A 20,764-nucleotide genomic window follows, 5' to 3' on the forward strand; every position below is an offset into this window, starting at 1 on the left:
CACGCAGGAAAGCAGCCGCTACGGCTACGCCGGCAACGATGCGCCGCGGCTGATCCTGGCGACTTCGCCGTCGACTCAGACGGGTAAGGCGATCGAATACGGCGCCAACGTGCTCATTTCTCCGGTGCTCGCCGACCTCGGCGGCCCCGGACAGTTCTCCAATACGCCATTTCACGGCACCCTGACGGCAGGCGCGAGCGATCTTTTGAGCTTCAATCTGCGGCCTCTGGAAATCCAGTCGACGCGCCAGGGGACGGTCCTCCTGGGAGTCGAACTGCGTGCCGACGTCGGCAGCGCACTGCAACCGGCGCTGCCGACGATCGCCGGGTTGACGCCGCTGCTGCAGAGGATCGGCAACGGCAGCGCCTTCGCTTTGTTTTCAGTCAGCGACGCGGGACTCGCTTTGCTGCGCATTGCCGGCATTGACGCCGGCAGTGCCGGCGCTTACACGCTGCAACTCTTCGTCGCTGGCGACGCCAACGAGGACGGCAAGGTGGACGGGCTCGACGCCGCCCTGGTCGCGCAGGCGCTGGGCAGTTCAAGCGGGCAAGTGACTTACGTGGCCGCCGTCGATGCCAACCGTGACGGCACGATCGACCCGAACGACGCGCAGTTGCTGGGCAGCAATTTCGGCTTTGTCGCCATCGGTCCGCCGGTCGCCCATTCGTCCGAAGCGCTGACGCACATCGACCTGCCGACTTCGATCGACCTGACGACGCTGGCCAGCGACGCCGCCGGTGATCCGCTGTTCTTCCGCATCGTCGGCGCGCAGAACGGGATGGCGACGCTGGCGCCCGGTGGCCGTTCGGTGAGCTTCCTTCCCGACGTCGGCTTTGCCGGGCAGGGCAGCTTCCAGTTCCTGGCTGACGATGGCTATGGCACTTCCGCGGTCGCCACCGTTGTCGTCACTGTCAGCAATGCACCGCTGATCAACCTGGACTTCCAGGAGCGGGCGCCGCGTTTGCAGCTCGGCGTCATCGGCAGCTGGGACGCGATTTGGGATGTGTCGGTCGGTGACTTCGTTCCAACCGGCCCGGCGCCAGTGGTCACACCGGTTGACTTCCAGTTCAATGTCTTCGGCGATTTTGCCGACCAGCAGGGCGTGTTCCTGCCCAGCTCGTATCTCACCTTCCAATCGACCGACCTGACGGTGGCCAGCGTCTCGTCAAGCGGCCTGCTGCACGCCGTGAACAACGGGAGCACCGCGCTTGTCGTCGCCAGCCACGGCGTCCAGGCGGCGACTGCGGTCACCGTTGGCATTCCCGAGAGTCTGTTGGGGCAATATCTCTATGCCCTCGGACTCAATGCCTACCCGGGCGCGGTGACCCTCAGCAGCAAGGATGGCAGCCGCCAGATGCAGGTCTTTGCCGAGGCCGATACGACGCTGTCGATGGACCTTACCGCGGCGGCCGCTGGCACCCGCTACTTCCTCAACCATCCGGGAGTGGTGACGGTGAGTGCCGATGGCCTGATCACTGCCGTCGCTGAAGGAAACGCGACGCTGACGGTCATCAACGGCGCTGCTGAATCGCTGCTGCCGGTGCGCGTCGTGGCGCCTGGCCCGACGGGTCCTGCCGTGCTGGGGTCGGCCGGTGGCGTGGTGACCGCCGTGGACGGTTCTTACGTCGCGGTACCGCCGGGCGACCTGGCCGCCGAGACGACCGTCAGCCTGACGTCGGCCACTCTGGCGGAGCTTCCGCAAGCCGTTCCCGACGGTTTCAAGTTCGCCGCAGCGTTCAATCTCGATGTCGGCGACAAAGCCCTGGCGGTGCCGCTGCAACTCCACGTCAAGGTCGATCCGTCGATTCCCGTCGGCGCGACGGTCTATTTCTACCAGGCCGGTGAATATCTCAACGACGACGGCACGACGCGGCCGATCTGGTGGCAGGTCGACAGCGGCGAGGTCGGCAGCGACGGGATGGCGCATACCCATTCACGCCCCTTCCCCGGCATCAAGGACAAATCCCAGTACCTGATCGCCTACCCGACGGTTGATCTCGGGCGCCTGCAGCTCGAGGCGGCACTGATCCAACAGCTGGTCCTCACGGTCTCGCTGGCCAGCGCCGGCGGCACGCTGGTCGGCACGCTCGGGGCGGTCAGCGCCGCGGGGATCATGGCCTCGCTGGCGGTTCCTTCGGCGCCACAACCCTTGCCGTTTGCGATTCAGGTCGTACCGCAGGACGGCCTGCCGATCACGACGGTCTCCGATTTCCAGATCAACCCCAACCAGGTCAGCAACTACGCGACCACGATCACGCCACCGCCCAGCCTGCCGCCGACGGCGCCGCACATCACCTCGGTCTCGGTCGACCTGAGCAAGACCGATCCGGCCACCGGCGAATTGCTGCACGAGCTGGTGTTGACCGGCAGCCATTTCACCGACTCGGGACAAAACCCCGACGAACTGTCGGTCAGCTTCAGCATGCCCGGGCCGTTCAACAGCAAGAGAACGACGACCGTCAGTCCTTCATCGGGCAGTACGGCGACCGAGCTGCACGTGCTCGTGCCGGCGTCGGTCGTCCTCGGTCTCGCGCAAATCAGGGTCACCCGGATCGACGCGCAGCAGTCGTACCAGAACGGCGTCGTCGTTTACAACTTCCATCCGGTCGATAGCAACGAGGCGACGATCAACTCCGAAGGGACCTACGTTTTCGTCGCGCTACCCGAGGGCAAGTACACCCCTGCCGGCGTGCAAGGCGATCTCGCCGTTCTCAATGGCAATCCGATTCTCGGCGAACTCGGCGATCTGATCGCCAGGATTCCTCTCGACTCGGCCGAGGACAATCCCTTCCCGCGAGACGTGGCGATTACCCCGGATAACACGCGCGCCTACGTCACGCTGCGCGGCTCCGGGCGCGTGGCCGTCGTCGATACCGTGGCGCTGCAGCAAATCAATACCAACAGCGCGCCGCCGCCTGCCAGCAACAAGCCGATCAGCGGTTCGCTGCACGTCGATCCCGACCTTTTCGGAAGGGAGGTCAGCCGGGCCACGGCGATTCGCGCAACGATCGATATTGCCAATCTTGCGAGCTGGACTCTCAGTCTGCTGGCCATGAACGACGGCAGCTCGATGCAACTGGCGACGGGAAGCGGCACGGTAAACAGCGGCATTCTGACCACCTTCGACCCGAAAAACTACGCCACCGGGAACTACCGCCTGGAGCTGGTGGCGACCCGGAAGGACGGTCTTTCATTCGTCGATTCATCGGTCTACATCTACTCGAATCAGTTTCCCAGCGATTCGATTCGCCTGCCCTTCGGTGCCCAGCCCTACGGCATCGCCATCGACCCGGCCGGAAAATACGCCTACGTCGCCGCACAAAGCCCGTATCTCATCATGGGCGTCGCATCGTCCTACCTGTTCCAGATCGACATCGACCCGGCGTCGGTGAACTACAACCGGGTCGTGCAAAATATCCGCGTCGGCGGCGAGGTGTCGCTGTCCGGGGTCGACCAGGGTAACCAGCAAAGCTTTGCCAGCGCTTCGAAGGCACCGTCGGGCCTGCGTAAGGTCGCGGTTTCCGCCGACGGCCTGCACGTCTATGTGACGGCTCCGAACGAGAATACGGATCCGAACGGTGGCCACTCGTGGACGAAACTTGCCGGTAATCTGGTCGATATCGATCTGAGCAAGCTGCAAGCGGGCGACCCGGCGGCCATCAAGTACATCCCGGGAAGTCGCGAAACCTACGGCGTTGCCGTCACTCCGGGCCGCCAGGATGTCGGGTTCACCAATGCCGAGGCCGACGCGCTGGGCGTCTTCGTGACCAACTTTGCGGCGAGCCAGAAGCGCACCATTCCGCTCGACCTCGACAAGCTGGCGACCGCGCTGAACCCGCAACTCGCCGTGCACAACGCCAGCGGCATCGTGTTCACTCCCGACGGCAGTTATGCCTTTGTTGCCGCCCGTGCTGACCAGGTCAACAAGGTCTTCGGCGGCGAATTCAACGGCTTCAGCTTCAATGGCGGCGGTGTCAGCGGCTATCTCGACCAGAGTGCCAATCCCCTCTACGAAGCCGGTAACGTGGCGATCATCAAGGATCCCTTGACCGACCATCCGCAGGTGGTCGCGGCAACGCGCCCGACACCGCATGGTTTCCCGGTGGACCTGGCGCTGTCGGCCGATGGTCGCTATCTCTACGTCAGCTACCAGGGGCTGCCGACCAGCGCTGGCTCGGGTGGGGTGATGGTCTTTGACGCCAGGGCGATGCTGCAGCTGGTCCAGCTGCAGCTGGCCAAGGATCCCTCGGGCAAGGACATGCGCAAGTACGCGATCGACGACCTGCCGCTGATCAACGGCAATCGCGCGGCGAACGCCGAGATCGACGTGCGCGCCGACTATCTGCTGCATACCGATACCCTTGACGACGGCAGTACGCTGACGGCCTTCGGGATCCCGGCGGGCAGCAACCGGCCGCCGGTCCTCACCGGCGGCTTCCCGGGTGGCATCGCGCTGCAGACGCGCTCGTATCCGCTGAGCGTTTACGACGCGTCTGGCGACAACACGCCGGAGACCGTGTTTCAGCATGGCGTCCTGAAAGTCAGCTTTGGCATTCCCTCTTCGGGGCTTGCCGGGGTCGTGAAACAAATCCAGCTCAAGGCCAAGCCGACCGGTGGCGGCGCCGATGTGCTCCTGAAGACCTATAACGGCCAGCAACTCCAGGTTACCGACGAACTCCTGAACCTTGATGTGCTGCTCGCCGGGCCGGCTGGCAGCACGCCGTCCCTGCCAAGCGAGGGCTACTACAAGATCTATCTGCACCTCGAGTTCGAGAACGGCGCGGCAGCCCAGGACGTCGGTTTCAAGCCGATGATTATTCAGGGCGATCGGGCGGATACTGCGGCACCCTTTGTCGCCTCCGACGGCATGATTCGCGGCTCGTTTGCGCCGCAAACGTACAAGCTTGCCGACTACCTCAATGACGGCATCGTCATCTATGGCGGCGGCGGCACCGATACGCTCAATCTCGGCGTGCTGCCTGCGCAGCTGACGAGTATCGACGGCCGCTCACTCAGTGCTTTCAACAATGCCTGGAGTTCGCCGCCCAGTCAGGTGATCTACCGGGGAACGGCGTTTGACTACCTGTGTCTGGACACCGGCCAGGAAATCTACTGCCAGGGGATCGAGCGCTTGCTGTTCTCCGACGGAACGGTCAAGGAACTGCAGGTCCATCCGAGCGATCCTTTCTACAGCCTGCAATGGAATCTGGCCGTCACGGATACCCCCGACGCCTGGCGTTTCACGACCGGCAGCAGCAAGATCCTGATCGTGTCGGTGGACAACGGCCTGCCCAATGCGCCCACTGGCGTAGACGACCTCGACCCGACGCGGATCGATGCTTCGCACCCGGGAGCGGTCTCGTCCTCGGGTAGCGATTCGCATGGCCATCAGTCGATCAGCATCATGTCGGCGATCGTGAACAACGCGCTCGGAGTCGCCGGCATCAACTGGACCAGCCCGGTTCTCGTGGAAGACCCCTACAACGCCGCAAGTTCCGCCAACTTCTCGGTAAGCGACGCGCTGGCCTACGCCGTTGCCAAAGGTTACGACCATGTTGTTTTCCAGGGCGGCATTCAAGGCGAAGGCTGGTTGACCAGCGGCGGCACACCGGCCCAGTTGCAGCAACTGATCGCGGCCAACGCCAATTACGCACTCTTTGCCGTGGCCGCGGGCAACGGTGGAATCGACATCGACATCACGAATCCCGGCAACCCCGTTCTCAGCGGTGGTGTCGCCCGTTTCGCCGCTACCAACAGCAATGTCATCGCTGTCGGCGCCTTGATCGCCAACGCGAGCGACGCCTTCACCACCCCGGTCTCCTCGCTGACGGCGGCAGCCGGCCTTCAGAACGCGACGGCGGTCAGCCGCGCCAACTACTCGAACTTCGGTCCGACGCTGACCTTGATGGCCCCGACCGATTCACCGGCGGTAATTGGCAATGGCACCGTCCTGGGGAATTGGCCCGGGCTCACGCCGGCGTCGAACGGCTCACTTTTCTTCAATGGCACTTCCGCGGCCAATCCGAACATGGCCGGCTACGCCTCTCTGGTCTGGAGCGTCAATCCCGACCTGACCGGCGGCGAACTGCGACAGCTTCTGATCGACACGGCCAGCCCACTCGCGGCCCGCAAAACGACCGGTGTATTCGCGCTGACGGCCGCCGTTCCGGATGCCACGACGACTTCGATCAGCGTTTCGGACTCCTACACTTCTGCCGGACCAGCCTTCTCGCCATCCATCTGGGTGATCCGGGTGGGTTCGGAAGACATGCTTGTCACCTCCGTGACGCCCGGTATCGGAAGTTCGACGTATCAGGTGATCCGCGCTTACAACGGCACGACATCCGCTGCTCACAACAACGGCTTGAGCGTTGTCCGTTTCGCCTACAGCGGTGCGACGGCAAGCGTCGGCACCACCCCCGGCACCGGTCAGAACCTGGCCTACGGTTACGGGCTGGTCGATGTCGGTGCCGCCGTACGGCGTGCGTTTGCGCTGACCAGCAATCCGCTTCTCGCCAATTTCTACTTGAGTAACGGGACCAGGAATCTCGCCGTTGCCGACAGCGGCACGGTGACCGCCGTCAGCATCGAGAGCGTAGCGCTGACCATGTCCGATCTCGATGCTGCCGCGACCAATCCGGCGGCCGCCCTTGAGCTCTGGTCCAGCCGCCTGCACGAGGCGGCGGCGATTCAGATCAGCGTCAGCCTGGCAGACCTGCCCGACGGTCAACTCGGCGAGGCGCGCATTGACGCCGTCGGCGCCGACGGCCTGCCGACCGCCGGTACCATCGTCCTCGACCGCAACGCCAGTGGCCTCGGCTGGTTCGTCGATCCGACGCCGCTCGATCACTCCGAATTCTCGACGACGCTCGCTGACACGGCCTTCCGGGCCGCCGCCGATTCGCTCGCTGCCGGCAGGTACGACCTGCTCACCGTGTTGCTGCACGAGGAAGGCCATCTGCTTGGCTTCAATCCGCTGACGGCCGGCTTTGCCGCCCAGGTGGGGACGGTCGCCGGCTCGCAGGTTTTCGTCGGCGCCGGTTTCACCGCCCGCTTGTCGCTTGACGGCCAGCACCTGGCGAGCAGCAGCTACGCTGATGATCTGATGAACGATATCCTGGCACCGTCGGTGCGGCGCCTGCCGTCGGCGAGGGACGTGCAGATTATCGATGCCATCCGCTCGCCGATCGTCGCCCCGTCGATTCTTGAGGCGCTCTTCCCCGAGGCGGTGCTCAGGGTCAGCGATGCACTTCCCGTCGGCTACGGGCAGCCATCGGCCGCGGCCTTGCTGCATGCGGCGCCGCCGGTTTCGCCAAACGTTAACAACGGTTTTACGATTACTGGCGCCGGTGGGCCGCTGCTCGGCTGGACGGAAAGCGGATCGGTCGTGACGACCGTCAGTACGGCAACGCTGAGCGAGAATTCGACCGTCAACAGCGGTCTGTCGCAAACCTTTGTCGTACCGCTTGGTGCGACGTCGCTCGAGTTCACTCTCGCCGCCAGCGACTTCAGGAGCAATGTCGCCGGCAATCCTCCCGATGCCTTCGAAGCGGCCTTGCTCGACGCCAGCGGCAACTCGCTTGTCGGCACGGCGACCGGGCTGAGCATGACCGACGCGTTCCTGAACGTTCAGTCCGACGGCGACATCTTCTTCGCGCCGGGCGTCAGCGTTTCCGGAAGATCGGTCTCGGGCCAGGGCGGGTCGCTGGCGTCGCCGATCACCGTCAGCGTGGACCTCGCTGGCGTGGCTGCCGGATCTGCGATCACGCTCTACCTGGACCTGCTCGGATTCGGGCCGTACGACAGTTCGCTGATCCTCGACGACGTGCGTTTCGGCCTCGCCAACGGCAACCACGCGCCAGTTGCGGTCGACGATCAGTTTGTCGTCAGCGAAGACGTGCCGACGCTGCTCGACGTGCTCGGCAACGACAGCGACGCCGAGAACAGCCCGCTGACGGTGACGGTGGTCGCCGCTCCCGGCCATGGCACGCTGACGCAGACGGCTGGCGGCAACTTCCTGTACACGCCGGCGGCGAACTACAACGGGCTAGATGGCTTCACCTACACGGTCAACGACGGCCTCCTCGATTCGCGGCTGGCGAGCGTCAGCCTGAGCATCGCAGCGGTCAATGACGCTCCGCGCGGAACCAGTGCCAGCATCGTCACGCTGGAAGGCACGTCGGCCGTCCTCAAGGCCAGCGACTTCGGTTTCAGCGATCCCGACGACACGCCGGCGAACGCCTTCAAGGCGGTGATCATCGACAGCCTGCCGAGCGCCGGGACGCTGACACTCAATGGCCTTGCCCTGAGTGCCGGCGCGGTCGTCGAGCTTGCCGAAATCAACGCCAACGCGCTGCTGTTCACGCCGGCGGCCAAGGCCATCGGCGTGGGCTACGCACAACTGAGCTTCCGCGTGCAGGACGACGGCGGCACGGCCAACGCTGGCGTCGATACCGACCCGACGGCGCGGACGCTGAGCTTCGACGTCACGGCGGTGAACCATGCGCCGCTGGCGGTCGACGATCAGTTTGTCGTCAGCGAAGACGTGCCGACGCTGCTCGACGTGCTTGGCAACGACAGCGACGCCGAGAACAGCCCGCTGACGGTGACGGTGGTCGCCGCTCCCGGTCATGGCACGCTGACGCAGACGGTTGGCGGCAACTTCCTGTACACCCCGGCGGCGAACTACAACGGGCTCGATGGCTTCACCTACACGGTCAACGACGGCCTCCTCGATTCGCGGCTGGCGAGCGTCAGCCTGAGCATCGCAGCGGTCAATGACGCTCCGCGCGGAACCAGTGCCAGCATCGTCACGCTGGAAGGCACGTCGGCCGTCCTCAAGGCCAGCGACTTCGGTTTCAGCGATCCCGACGACACGCCGGCGAACGCCTTCAAGGCGGTGATCATCGACAGCCTGCCGAGCGCCGGGACGCTGACACTCAATGGCCTTGCCCTGAGTGCCGGCGCGGTCGTCGAGCTTGCCGAAATCAACGCCAACGCGCTGCTGTTCACGCCGGCGGCCAAGGCCATCGGCGTGGCTTACGCACAATTGAGCTTCCGCGTGCAGGACGACGGCGGCACGGCCAACGCTGGCGTCGATACCGACCCGACGGCGCGGACGCTGAGCTTCGACGTCACAGCGGTGAACCAGGCGCCGATCGCTGTGGCGGACAGCGCCAGGGTTGACGCGGGCGATTCGGTGTTGATCGACGTCCTGGCTAACGACAGCGACCCCGAGAATCAGGCCTTGACGCTGGCCAGTGTCAGCCAGCCTGCGCACGGAACGGCCGTCGTCGAGGACGGGCAGGTGCGCTACACGCCGGCCGCCGGCAACTTCAGCACCGACGACTTCCACTATGTGCTCGCCGACAGCGCCGGTGCCAGCAGCCGTGGCGACGTTCGGGTGACGATCGAGCCGAGAGCAAACCACGCACCGACGCTCGACCCGATCGCGGACATCCGCCTCAAGGAAGGGGAAATCCTGACCGTATTTGCCACCGGCCATGATGTCGATAAGGGTGACGCGCTGACTTATAGCGTGGATGCCTCGTTGGCGGCGGGAGCGCGCATCGATCCGCTCACCGGCGCGATCAGCTGGCGGGTAAGCGATGGTGACGAGCACTATGGTTTCGTCGTACGCGTCAATGATTCGGGTGGCGCTTCGGCGACTCGCCGATTCACGGTAAGCGTTGCCAATGTCGCGCCGACGCTGCGTGTGGCCGGCCTGCCGTCGACCGCCGCCGGCGAGATCTACACCCTGGCGCTGAGCAGTAGCGACCCTGGCGATGACCGCATCAGCAACTGGCGGATCGACTGGGGCGATGGCCAGGTCGTCGACTATGCGGGTAACCCGCGGCAGCTTGAGCACCGCTATGGCGCCGTCGCGGGGCCGCTCGAGATCAGGGCGACGGTCACCGATGAGGATGGCAGTTACGTCGTCGAACCGCTGCCGCTCGTGGTCACGCGACAGCCGTTGCAACTCGCTTCCTTCGCTGTCGACAGCAACGGCGTTGCCGGTAGTGCCAGCGCCGGGCAGCAAGCCAACGGTGTCGATCGCCTGCCGAGTTCGTCAGCGCCAGGTATCGCCCCTCGCGACACTGTTTTCAGCGCGCCGCCGGGCTTGGCGACCGACGACGCGACGGCGGCGGCGGAAGTGCGCTTGGCCGTGCTGCCGCAGATCGACTTTCTCCCGCGTCCTGCCGGCTTCCGCTTGCCGGTGGGACTTGGCCGCGGTACGCGCGATGAGTGGCGGAAATCGTTCGTGACCAATATGGCGAAGAAATCGGACAACCCGAACAAGGACTTGCGAGTGACGCCCGGGCCGTCGCGACAATTGCCAGTGGCACCCGAGGAGTTTCTGGAAGATGCACCGGAGGGCACGCCAGAGCGGCTTGAGGAGGGCACGCCAGAGCGTCTGCCCGATCGCGCGCAGGAAGCGAACGCGGATGGCCAGGACGAAGCGACGCTGGCGGGCATGATGCTGGTGCTGCCCCTGGTGCCGTTCGAGCCGGTATTCTTCAGGAGCATTCTGGCCGCGCGGCCGGCGAGAAAGGCGAATCCGCAGCCACCGACGACCGGCGGCCGCGCGTCCGGATGATGGGCGCGCTGTGGCCGATCGCCAGGCGCCCGTCAAGGCCGCTACGGCGCGTCCTGTGCGGCTGGGGGCACGGTATTTGCCGGTAGCTCGACGTGCCATGGCGGGCAGGCTTCCGGCGCCATCGGGAGGCGACGTATAGTGCTTGTGACAGCAGCGTCCGGCGAACACCTCGGCGCTGGCTATCGCCGCTGAGCTTTTGCAAAGGACTGATCGATGAACAAGCCGCCCGCGCCACCGCCAGAACGCCAGGAAAATGCCGGCAGGCGAATGCCCAGGAAAAAAGCTCGGGCGACGGCCAGCGAGCCTGCCGCTGTTGAGTCGGGTCTGGTCGAGCGGGTGCGCAGCATCGCCGGTCGATTGCTCGACGTCAGTTCGGCGGCTGGCGTCGCCGGACGAACGCTAGAGGCGGCCGGCAAGGTCTCCAGAGCGTTGTCGGACGGGCAGGCGATCGAGGCGGCAGCCGAGGTCTTGCGCGTCGTCTTGCCGAGTGCGGCGGAAACCGCTGCCTGGGGCCGAACGGGCGCGGCGGTACGCGCCATGCGCGAGGCTGCCGGTTTGACGATTGCTGAAGTCGGCGCGGCCATCGACCTCAAGGACCCGTCGCTGATCGAAGCGCTGGAGAACGGTCGGGTGGCGCTGTCGTTCGAGTTGATCCTTCGCCTGGCGGCGGTTTTCGGTCGTCAGGATCCGCTCGGTTTTGTCATGAAGATGACGCGCACGGCCAACCCGGAATTGTGGAAGAGCCTCGAAGCCCTCGGCGTCGGCAAGCTGGTGCTGCAGTCGGTTCGCGAACACCAGTTCGTGAACGTCTATCGCAGTAACGACGCCGCGCGGGGCCTCAGTGACCCGGAGTTTGCCGAGATTCTGAGCTTCACGCAGGCCGCATTCGAGATGGCCATGGCCCAGCGGGAACGCTATAAAGGCCGCCCCGGCAGGGCGGCAGCCGCTGCCGATCAGTAGATCTCGGCAGACGCGCTCCCGGCCTTTGCCGGCAGGCGCGCAGAGGCTGCTTGCCAGGCGGCTGTATTTCTGCTATCTAGTCGTTTTTTTGCAAAGTAGGGTCTTCGAAAAATGACTGACGAGTTAGCGTACAAACACTTCACTCCCTACGCGCCAACAGCCGGAGAGGAGTACATGAACAGCGCGCAGCTGGATCATTTCCGCAGCATTCTCGAGGCTCTCAAGCAGCAGCTTGTGGTCGACATCGAGCGCACGGTTCATACCATGAAGGACGAGGCGACGAACTTCGCCGATCCCAACGACCGCGCCAGTCAGGAGACCGACATTGCCATCGAATTACGCAACCGTGACCGCGAGCGCAAGCTGATCAAGAAGATCGAAGAAACGATGGATCTGATCGGCAGTGGTGACTACGGTTACTGTGCCGCGTGCGGTGTCGAGATCGGTATCAAGCGCCTGGAAGCGCGGCCAACGGCGACGATGTGCATCGACTGCAAGACGCTCGAAGAAGTGCGCGAGAAACAGATCGCCAAGTAGAGGGGTGACAGCGCTGAGCCAAGGCTGCGCAGAGCAAAAAAAGGACGCCGGGGCGTCCTTTTTTGTCAGCTTTTTCCTACGAGACGGTGGTTACGAAGCCGGGCCAGCCGCCGTGCCGCCTTCTTCAACGGTCAGTGCCTTCATTGACAGGCGCACGCGTCCCTTCTCGTCGGCTTCGAGAACCTTGACGCGGACTTTCTGGCCGTCCTTGAGATAATCGGCAACGGCATTGACGCGTTCATTGGCGATCTGGGAAATGTGCAGCAGGCCGTCGCGTCCCGGCAGGATGCTGACGATGGCACCGAAGTCAAGCAGCTTGAGCACCGTGCCGTCATAGACCTTGCCAACTTCAACGTCAGCGGTGATCGACTCGATACGTGCCTTGGCGGCATCGGCTGCTTCACCGCTTACCGAGGCGATGGTGATCGTGCCGTCGTCCTTGATATCGATCGTCGTGCCGGTTTCTTCAGTGATGGCACGAATCACCGCGCCGCCCTTGCCGATCACGTCGCGAATCTTCTCGGGATTGATCTTCATGGTGTACAGGCGGGGCGCGTAGGTCGATACCTCGTCGCGATGGCCGGACATCGAACTCTGCATCTCCTTGAGGATGTGCAGGCGGGCTTCGCTGGCCTGGGCAAGGGCGATCTGCATGATTTCCTGCGTGATGCCCTGGATCTTGATGTCCATCTGCAGTGCGGTGACGCCGTTCTCGGTGCCGGCGACCTTGAAGTCCATGTCGCCCAGGTGATCCTCGTCGCCGAGAATGTCGGTCAGCACGGCCACACGATTGCCTTCCTTGATCAGCCCCATGGCTATGCCGGCGACGTGTGCCTTGAGCGGAACGCCGGCATCCATCAGCGCCAACGATGCACCGCAGACCGAGGCCATCGAGCTCGAGCCATTTGATTCGGTGATTTCCGAGACCACGCGAATGGTGTAGGAGAAATCTTCCGGCGACGGCAAGACGGCGATCAGGGCGCGCTTGGCGAGGCGGCCATGGCCGATTTCGCGACGCTTCGGCGTTCCGACGCGGCCGCATTCTCCGGTCGCGTAGGGCGGGAAGTTGTAGTGCATCATGAAGCGCTCGCGGTATTCACCAGCCAGCGCGTCGATGATCTGCTCGTCACGCCCGGTGCCGAGCGTGGCGACGACGATCGCCTGCGTTTCGCCACGCGTGAACAAGGACGAGCCGTGCGCCCGCGGCAGCACGCCCGAACGGATCGCAATCGGCCTGACGGTACGCGTATCGCGCCCGTCGATACGTGGCTCGCCGGCGAGGATGCGACCACGGACGATCCGGGCTTCGACGTCGGAGACCATTCTGCGGACCGCGCTGGCGTCGGGGGCGTTGTCGTCGGCGGTCAGCGCTTCGACCGCGTAGGCGGTGATTTCCTTGAGACGCTGGCTACGTAGCGGCTTGCTGGTAATCCGGTAGGCTTCTTCGAGCTCGCCGGTAACCAGCTTGTCGAGTTTCTCGTGGACGGCTTCGTTTCGGGCGGCGGCGGACCACTCCCATTCGGGCTTGCCGGCTTCGTCAACGAGTTCGTTGATGGCGTTGATCACCGCCTGCAGCTGCTGGTGACCGAAGAGCACGGCGCCGAGCATGACTTCCTCGGAGAGCTCCCGGGCTTCCGATTCAACCATCAGCACGGCCGTCTGCGTCCCGGCGACAACCAGATTGAGCTGGCTGGAAGCGAGTTGAGTGGTGCTGGGATTGACCACATACTGACCGTCGATGTAGCCGACGCGGGCGCCACCGATCGGGCCGTCGAAGGGGATTCCGGAGATCGACAGCGCTGCCGAAGCGCCGATCATCGCCGGGATGTCGGGGTCGATTTCGGGGTTGAGCGACATCACCATGGCGACGATCTGGACTTCGTGGTAGAAGCCCTCGGGGAAGAGCGGACGGAGCGGCCGATCGATCAGCCGCGAGGTCAGCGTTTCCTTCTCGGACGGGCGGCCCTCGCGTTTGAAGAAGCCGCCGGGGATCTTGCCGGCGGCGTAGGTCTTCTCGATGTAATCGACGGTCAGCGGAAAGAAGTCCTGACCAGGCTTGGCGGTCTTGTTGCCAACGACGCTGACCAGCACCACCGTGTCGTCCATCGAGACGATGACGGCGCCGCCGGCCTGGCGGGCGATTTCGCCGGTCTCCAGGGTCACCTGATGGGCGCCGTAGTTGAAGCTTTTCTTGACGATATTAAACATTGTTGCCTTTCTCAATTGTCTGGCGCGTGCCTGCCCACGACTCCGGCAGGCGATTCAATGGCGCGCCAAGTTGGCAAAACGCCGCAGCGCGAACAGCGGCACAGCCCGCGAGGGGCTGGCCGCTGACGGCTGAATGGCCCGCAGCCCGGATCGCAGCGCGGGTCGGCGAGGGAGTCTATTTGCGCAGGCCGAGTCGCTGCAGCAGCGAGCGGTACGAGTCGACGTTGGTGCGCTTCAGATAGTCCAGCAACTTGCGGCGCCGACTGACCATGCGCAACAGCCCGCGACGTGAGTGGTTGTCCTTCTTGTGCTCTCTGAAATGACCGGTCAGGTCGTTGATGCGGGCGGTCAGCAGCGCCACCTGGACTTCGGAAGAACCCGAGTCACCAGCGGCACGCTGGTAGTCGGCCATGATGCTTGCTTTTTGCTCAACGTTAATCGCCATGTCAAACTCTCTTTCATAAAGAACGGCGCAGCCCCGGTTTGATAGAGCGAACGCCTGATGGATAAATGGTTCTTCGCTTGGCGAAGCGAACCGCGGATTTTAACGGCTGCGCAGCCGGGCGGCAAGCAATTGCCGGGAGCTGGTTGCGGCAAAGACTCTTGTCATCGCTGAAAAGAAGGCCTGGGGGAGCCTCGGCCAGCCAGTCGGGCGCGCTGGGCGAGCGTCCCTGGTGAGTTCGGGATAGCGCCTTGCGTCATGAAAACCCCGGCAGCCAGCCGCTCTGCTGGGGCACCGTGACGGCCTCGATGGTGCCTTGGAAAAGTGCTTCGATCACCGGCGGTTCCCGCCAGCGTTCGTTCATGAAGGTCAGCCCGACCTCTTCGACCAGCGCGCCGCGCCAGTAGTGGTTGGCGATTTCGTCCAGCGTCGACAGGCTCAGGCTGTGCGGCAGGCGCAGGTAGTCGAGCCAACTGCAATCGTGAAACGAACAGACGTAAGCCCCCTTGCTGCGCGCACGCGTCAGTGCCTTGCCAAAGACATGTGTTGGATGCTTGCTGCGGTAGGTTTCGGCATCGACGCGTGTGGCAAACAGCAGGACGGCGTGCAGGCGGCTCGGGAAGTGCTGGTAGAGCCGCTGCCGGAAATATTCGAGGTGATACTCGGCAAAGTAGTTCTGAACCGTACTTATCCGGTCTTCGGCGAGCGACTCGGCAAAGGGGTTGTCGACCAGAATATCCCAGCCCGGCAACGGCGCATCGTCGTTCAGCCAGGCGTATAACTCGAGTGTGGCGTTGTCCCTGAGCAGGTGATCCATGATGCTTTCGTGGCCGGCTCAGTGGCGCCAGCCGCGTTGTGCGGGTGGCGCTGCAGCGACCGCTCTCGGCATTGCGTAGGCCAGCGGCGGCCAGAGCACCAGGCCGTCGCCAGAGCGCTTCGACGCCAGGCATCGCTGCCGGTAAGGCGACGCGCGCAGGCGATTCACCGCTGCCGGCCGAACTTCTCGACCAACTGCCCCAGCTTCTCTTCGTGCTCCTCGTGCTGTCTCGCCAGCGCGTCCGCTGCGCGCTGTGCCTGGCGCTGTTCGGCGTGTTTCTTGTGGCGCTCCTTGATGACCTCGGAGGCATGCGAGCGGTGCGTAGCGGTGATCTCGCCAGCGGGCTGGCCGTCGAGGTCCAGGCGTTCAGTCGCTCGTTCGATCGTTTTCAGGTAGCGCAAGGAGTGCGTGTGGATACCCAGGGCGATCCGCAAGGGTTTGCGATCAAGGCCCGGGAGTCGCGACAGCAGCTGCTTGTCGATGCCGATCGCCAGGGGCAGGCAGTCGCGAAAAACCGGAAACGTCTCGTGCAATTCCTTCAGGAGTTGACGAGCGTTGGCGGCGGGTTTCGGGCTTGGTACCGGATCCGGCACGGCGTTAGCGGATGAGTCTGGAGTGGGGCTGGGCGCTGGATCGGGCATGGCGCTAGCTGTTGAGTCTGGAGTCTGGCTGGGCATGGCAATGGGCATTTGGCCTGGAGTGGGCGTAGTCATCAATGGTCGGTTGCAGTCAAGGTGAGCGGGGTGTGGATGGCTGGCAGAGTGGTCTGCCGTATCGTACATCGACTCGGCGGGTTTTTTGCCGCTGTGAGCAAGCGCTTGTCGGGCGGCGCTTGTCCCGCATGGTGAGCCGTTTGGCTGGCGATTCGCCGCAGCGTCTTCAGAAGTGAATCCCGCGCATCATCTGCGAGAAAGCGATCTGGTCTGCCGTTTGCGGTGCCGACTTCTCCAGCTTGTGCGTCGCCGCGCTGGAGTCGGTGAACATCCGGAAGCTGGTGTTCATGACGATCTGCGCCACTTTCGGCGTCAGCGAATGGAGCAGCGCGCCGAAGATACCCAGGCGGGTGGCGATGCGCACCGGTTTGTGGATGATCGCTTCGACGACCAGGTCAGCGGCTTCTTCAGGAGACAACGTTGGTACCTGCTCGTAGATCTTGGTCGGCGCGATCATCGGCGTCCGGACCAGCGGCATGTTGATCGTCGTGAATTCGATGCCGCGGTCGGCAAACTCCGATGCCGCGCAACGTGCCCAGGCGTCCATCGCCGCTTTCGATGCGACGTAGGCCGAGAAGCGCGGCGCGTTGGTCAGGACGCCGATCGACGAGATGTTGATCACCTGTCCCTTGCGTTTGGCGATCATTCCCGGCAACAAGCCCATGGTCAGTCGCAGCGCGCCGAAATAGTTGACTTCCATGGTCCGCTCGTAGTCGTGGAAGCGGTCGAAAGAGTTCTCGATGCCGCGGCGAATCGAACGACCGGCGTTGTTGACCAGGATGTCAACGCCGCCGTGCTCGTCCTTGAGCGATTTCAGCAGTTCCTCGCATTGCTGTGGATCGGCAATATCTACCGCGTGCGTGATCAGCCGCAGACCGGCCGCTGCGAACTCGGCGCGCGTCTCGTCGAGCGTCTTCGGGTCGCGGGCGATGGTGATGGCTATGGCGCCGGCTTCGGCGAGCTTGCGAATCGTCGCCCGGCCGATTCCGGACGAGCCGCCGGTGACCAGAACGACCTTGCCTTCGACCTTGCCGCGCAGCGTACGATCGATGAACAGATCGGGGTCGAGGTGCCGTTCCCAGTAGTCCCACAGGCGCCAGGCGTAGTCGTCGAGCGGTGGTACGGCGATGCCGCTACCCTTGAGCGCGCGCTGGGTTTCGCGGCAATCGAAGCGGGTCGGGTAGTTGATGAAATCGAGAATGTCGTCGGGCAGTCCGAGATCCTTCATCACCGCGTTGCGGATGCGGCGAACGGGCGTCAGGGCAAACATCGCCTTGCGCACCGAGCGCGGGATGAAACCGAGTAGCGCGGCGTTGATGCGCATCGCCATTTCCGGCGCGTGCGCCGCGCGCGCGAAGGTATTGAGCAGATCGCCAACGCGCATCGGCGTTGGGTCGGTCAGGTGGAAGCAGCGACCGTCCTCGTTCTTGAGGTGTGCGATGTGGTCCATCGCGGCGGCCACGAAGTCGACCGGGACGACGTTGATGCGTCCGCCTTCGATGCCGACCGTCGGCATCCACACCGGGAAGGCCTTGCGAATCTTCTGGATCAGCTTGAAGAAGTAGTAAGGCCCATCGATTTTGTCCATTTCGCCGGTGCGCGAATCGCCAACGACGATCGCCGGGCGGAAGATTCGCCACGGGATGCTGCACTCCTTGCGGACGATCGCTTCGGAATCGTGCTTGGTGCGGAAGTATGGGTTTTCGAGGTTCTCGGCTTCATCGAACATGTCCTCGCGAAACAGCCCTTCGTAGAGTCCGGCGGCGGCGATCGAGCTGACCAGGTGGAAATGCCTGGCGCCGATTTCCTCGGCCAGGCGCACGGTGTTGCGCGTGCCGTCCACGTTGGCCAGTTGCTGGTCCTCGGCGCTGGCCTTGAGGTCATAAACGGCGGCCAGATGGAAGAAGTGCTCAACCTTGCCTTTGAGCTTGCGAATATCGGTTTTCGAGACCCCCAGGTCGGCTTGTGTCAGGTCGCCGACGATCGCCACGACGCGCTTGTCGTCGCATCCCCAGTACTCGTACAAGTCCTGGAGCCGTGAAAGTTCAAGCGAGCGCGTCAGGAAATAGACGATGCTTCCTGGTCGGCTCAGCAGGCGGGTGACCAGCCGTTTGCCGATGAAGCCAGAGGCACCGGTGACGAAGTAATTCATTGCTCTCTCCTGAAATCCATGGACTTTCCGTGCTGCGGGTATTTGCTAGACTAGCGCGTTATAGAGGCCTTACTCCAGGCCTTTAGTGTGCGTCCTCTAGATATTGTCACTAGACTCGCTTTCCAGGGCAAGCGGAAAGCTTGTTGACCTTTTTGATTAATACCTCCAAGGAGATGGAAATGGGCAAGAAACTCAAGGAACTGGCGGGTGACGTGACGGAAAACCAGTTGGCATCGACGGTCAAGGAATCGGCGCAGCAGATCTGGCTGGCCGGGCTTGGCGCTTTTGCCAAGGCACAGGAAGAGGGTGGCAAGGTGTTCGACGCACTGGTCAAGGAAGGTGAGAGCATTCAGTCGAAGACGCGCAAGGCGACCGATGAAAAGATCGCGCAGGTTGCCGGCAAGGCGACCGGCACCTGGGATCGCCTCGAGCACGTTTTTGAAGATCGCGTCGCGCGCGCCCTGGGCAGCCTCGGCGTGCCGAGCAAGCAGGATATTGACAAGCTGTCCAAGCGCGTCGTCGAGTTGAGCGCCGCGGTACAGGCGCTGACCGAAGGCAAGCCTGCTGCCAAGGCGACGCCCAGGGCCGCCGCCAAAACGGTTGTCAAGGACGTCGCCAAGGACCTGCCGAAGGACCTTGGCGATGTCGCCAAGCCGGTAGCGGCACGGGCGGCGGCCCGCAAACCAGCGGTTCGCAAAGCGGCTGCCGCCAAGCCTGTGGCGCCGGTCACCCCAGCCGATGTGCTGAATACTCTGCCGCACACTGGCGAGTAAGGCGCTCGGCCGCGTCGTTCCTGATCGCAGCTTGCTGGTTGCCGACCAGGAAGCCGCTCAGGGTTCCCGATTTGGTCGGAGGGCGTGCCGCCCTGCTGCCCGGAGGGCTCTGGGCAGCGTCGCTGACGGCTCGCCGCGCCTGCTCCCGGCGAGCGCGTGCAGCGGCGCGCCTTAACACCAGAAGGTGCCAGGCGGCAGTCGCCAAGACTGCCTGGGGTCGCGCTTTCCATTGACAAAAGGCTGTTCTATGGCTGCTGCAGCAACTCGGCGTGCAAAGATCGGGCTGGCGCTGGCCGGCGGTGGTCCGGTCGGTGGCATTTATGAAGTCGGCGCGATGGTGGCACTCGCCGAGGCGATCGAAGGCGCCGATTTTACCGAGTTCGATATCTACGTCGGGGTCAGCTCGGGGGCCATCATCGCGGCCGCGGTAGCCAACGGACTGGGGCCCGCGACGCTGGCCCGGATGCTCGTCGAGAACGACGCCGACGAAGTGTTCGACCCGGAAATGTTATTGCGTCCGGCGTTTGCCGAATACCTCCGGTGCGCGCTGTCGGTACCGGTGCTACTGTGGTCTTCGCTGCGGCAGTATCTCTCCGATCCGTGGCATCTTCGTCTCATCGAGTCCTTTCAGGGGCTCGGTCATGCCATCCCGACCGGCGTCTTCAACAACGCCGGCATCGATCAGCTGCTGCGCAAACTCTTTTCAACGGCTGGGCGCAGCAACGATTTTCGCCAGCTCAAACATCGGCTGTTGCTGGTGGCGACCGATCTCGACACCGGCGAATCGGTGGCCTTCGGTTCCGAAGGCCACGATGAGGTGCCGATTTCCGTTGCCGTGCAGGCCAGCGCCGCGCTGCCGGGATTGTTTCCGCCGGTCAAGATCGGCGAACGCTATTTCGTGGATGGCGCCTTGATCAAGACCCTGCACGCTTCCGTCGCTCTGCACGAAGGCGTTGAATTGTTGATCTGCATCAACCCGCTGGTGCCCTTCGATTCGCGTCTGGCGGCGCAGCGTTCGCCAGGCGATCGGCGGGCGCCGCCGCCGGCGCATCTGGTTGATGGTGGTCTGCCGGTGGTCCTGGCACAGACCTTTCGCGCCATCATCCACTCGCGGATGCGTACCGGTATGGATCGCTACCGGCTTGAGTTCGCCAATGCCGATGTGGTGCTTTTCGAACCGACACGCGACGATGCCGAGATGTTCTTTACCAATGTATTCAGCTATCGCAGCCGCAGTCGGCTTTGCGAGCATGCCTATCAGCGTACGCGTGGCGACCTGTACCGGCGTCACCACGAGCTGCAGCCGATCCTTGAGCGCCACGGTCTCGCTCTGAACCTCGGGGTGCTCAAGGACCACAGTCGCTCGCTGCTCTCGCGCAAGCGTCGCCCGGACCTGGCGAGCAGCGCCAGTGCGCTGGATTCTTCCCTGCACGACCTGGAGTGCTGGCTGAAGGCACAGCAGTCGTGAGCTGAGCGCGCCGGCAGAGAGAGTGCCGTCGGCCTCATTTCCCGCGCTTGCCGGTAATGCTATGCTCGCCGCTGGCGAGGTTCAGGATAGGGGCGGG

At 63.9% G+C, this 20,764-nt stretch carries 10 protein-coding genes (1 of these 10 cut by a window edge); 5 read left to right on the plus strand and 5 right to left on the minus strand.

Translation table 11 applies throughout. The annotated features are described in order from the left end of the window. The 3 genes from QZ656_RS06685 to dksA all read left to right on the plus strand — a co-directional run. Positions 1 to 10,597 carry the 3' portion of an Ig-like domain-containing protein gene (locus QZ656_RS06685; RefSeq protein WP_291992721.1) on the plus strand. The gene continues 2,864 nt to the left of window position 1, outside the view, so the window shows 10,597 of its 13,461 coding nt (coding positions 2,865–13,461); its start codon lies beyond the left edge, outside the window; its stop codon occupies positions 10,595 to 10,597. Between the two features lie 213 nt (positions 10,598 to 10,810). After that, positions 10,811 to 11,557 (plus strand): helix-turn-helix transcriptional regulator, encoded by a 747-nt coding sequence (locus QZ656_RS06690; protein ID WP_291992684.1) that lies wholly within the window; start codon positions 10,811 to 10,813, stop codon positions 11,555 to 11,557. 111 nt (positions 11,558 to 11,668) lie between these two features. After that, the gene (gene dksA / locus QZ656_RS06695) at positions 11,669 to 12,094 is read left to right on the plus strand and encodes an RNA polymerase-binding protein DksA (RefSeq protein ID WP_291992685.1); all 426 of its coding nucleotides are present in this window, start codon (positions 11,669 to 11,671) and stop codon (positions 12,092 to 12,094) included. Between the two features lie 90 nt (positions 12,095 to 12,184). Here the strand turns inward: dksA and pnp are convergent, their stop codons facing one another. The 5 genes from pnp to QZ656_RS06720 all read right to left on the minus strand — a co-directional run bounded on the left by pnp (position 12,185) and on the right by QZ656_RS06720 (position 18,426). Further along, positions 12,185 to 14,302 (minus strand): polyribonucleotide nucleotidyltransferase, encoded by a 2,118-nt coding sequence (gene pnp, locus QZ656_RS06700; RefSeq protein WP_291992686.1) that lies wholly within the window; start codon positions 14,300 to 14,302, stop codon positions 12,185 to 12,187. Between the two features lie 175 nt (positions 14,303 to 14,477). Continuing rightward, the gene (rpsO, locus tag QZ656_RS06705; RefSeq protein ID WP_291992687.1) at positions 14,478 to 14,747 is read right to left on the minus strand and encodes a 30S ribosomal protein S15; all 270 of its coding nucleotides are present in this window, start codon (positions 14,745 to 14,747) and stop codon (positions 14,478 to 14,480) included. 253 nt (positions 14,748 to 15,000) lie between these two features. After that, entirely contained in the window at positions 15,001 to 15,561 is a 561-nt protein-coding gene (locus QZ656_RS06710) for a hypothetical protein (RefSeq protein WP_291992688.1), read from the minus strand. A 164-nt stretch (positions 15,562 to 15,725) separates the two neighbouring features. Continuing rightward, positions 15,726 to 16,154, minus strand: a complete 429-nt coding sequence (locus QZ656_RS06715) for a ProQ/FinO family protein (RefSeq protein ID WP_291992689.1) — start codon at positions 16,152 to 16,154, stop codon at positions 15,726 to 15,728. Positions 16,155 to 16,440: 286 nt separating this feature from the next. Next, positions 16,441 to 18,426 (minus strand): SDR family oxidoreductase, encoded by a 1,986-nt coding sequence (locus QZ656_RS06720; protein WP_291992690.1) that lies wholly within the window; start codon positions 18,424 to 18,426, stop codon positions 16,441 to 16,443. Positions 18,427 to 18,605: 179 nt separating this feature from the next. Between QZ656_RS06720 and QZ656_RS06725 the strand changes: the two genes are divergently transcribed. Both QZ656_RS06725 and QZ656_RS06730 read left to right on the plus strand, forming a co-directional pair. After that, positions 18,606 to 19,199 carry a phasin family protein gene (locus tag QZ656_RS06725; protein ID WP_291992722.1) on the plus strand — a complete coding sequence of 198 codons (594 nt, stop codon included), beginning with the start codon at positions 18,606 to 18,608 and terminating at the stop codon, positions 19,197 to 19,199. Between the two features lie 247 nt (positions 19,200 to 19,446). Then, positions 19,447 to 20,667 carry a patatin-like phospholipase family protein gene (locus QZ656_RS06730; RefSeq protein WP_291992691.1) on the plus strand — a complete coding sequence of 407 codons (1,221 nt, stop codon included), beginning with the start codon at positions 19,447 to 19,449 and terminating at the stop codon, positions 20,665 to 20,667. Positions 20,668 to 20,764 lie beyond the last annotated feature (97 nt).

It is taken from the genome of Candidatus Accumulibacter sp. ACC003 (assembly GCF_907163085.1).
Classification (GTDB): Bacteria; Pseudomonadota; Gammaproteobacteria; order Burkholderiales; family Rhodocyclaceae; genus Accumulibacter.

Excerpts from the sequence above, each read along its gene's own strand:
- QZ656_RS06690 (WP_291992684.1), top strand. The coding sequence starts at position 10,811 with ATGAACAAGCCGCCCGCGCCACCGCCAGAACGCCAGGAAAATGCCGGC.
- dksA (WP_291992685.1), top strand. The coding sequence starts at position 11,669 with ATGACTGACGAGTTAGCGTACAAACACTTCACTCCCTACGCGCCAACA.
- pnp (WP_291992686.1), bottom strand. The coding sequence starts at position 14,302 with ATGTTTAATATCGTCAAGAAAAGCTTCAACTACGGCGCCCATCAGGTG.
- rpsO (WP_291992687.1), bottom strand. The coding sequence starts at position 14,747 with ATGGCGATTAACGTTGAGCAAAAAGCAAGCATCATGGCCGACTACCAG.
- QZ656_RS06710 (WP_291992688.1), bottom strand. The coding sequence starts at position 15,561 with ATGGATCACCTGCTCAGGGACAACGCCACACTCGAGTTATACGCCTGG.
- QZ656_RS06720 (WP_291992690.1), bottom strand. The coding sequence starts at position 18,426 with ATGAATTACTTCGTCACCGGTGCCTCTGGCTTCATCGGCAAACGGCTG.
- QZ656_RS06725 (WP_291992722.1), top strand. The coding sequence starts at position 18,606 with ATGGGCAAGAAACTCAAGGAACTGGCGGGTGACGTGACGGAAAACCAG.
- QZ656_RS06730 (WP_291992691.1), top strand. The coding sequence starts at position 19,447 with ATGGCTGCTGCAGCAACTCGGCGTGCAAAGATCGGGCTGGCGCTGGCC.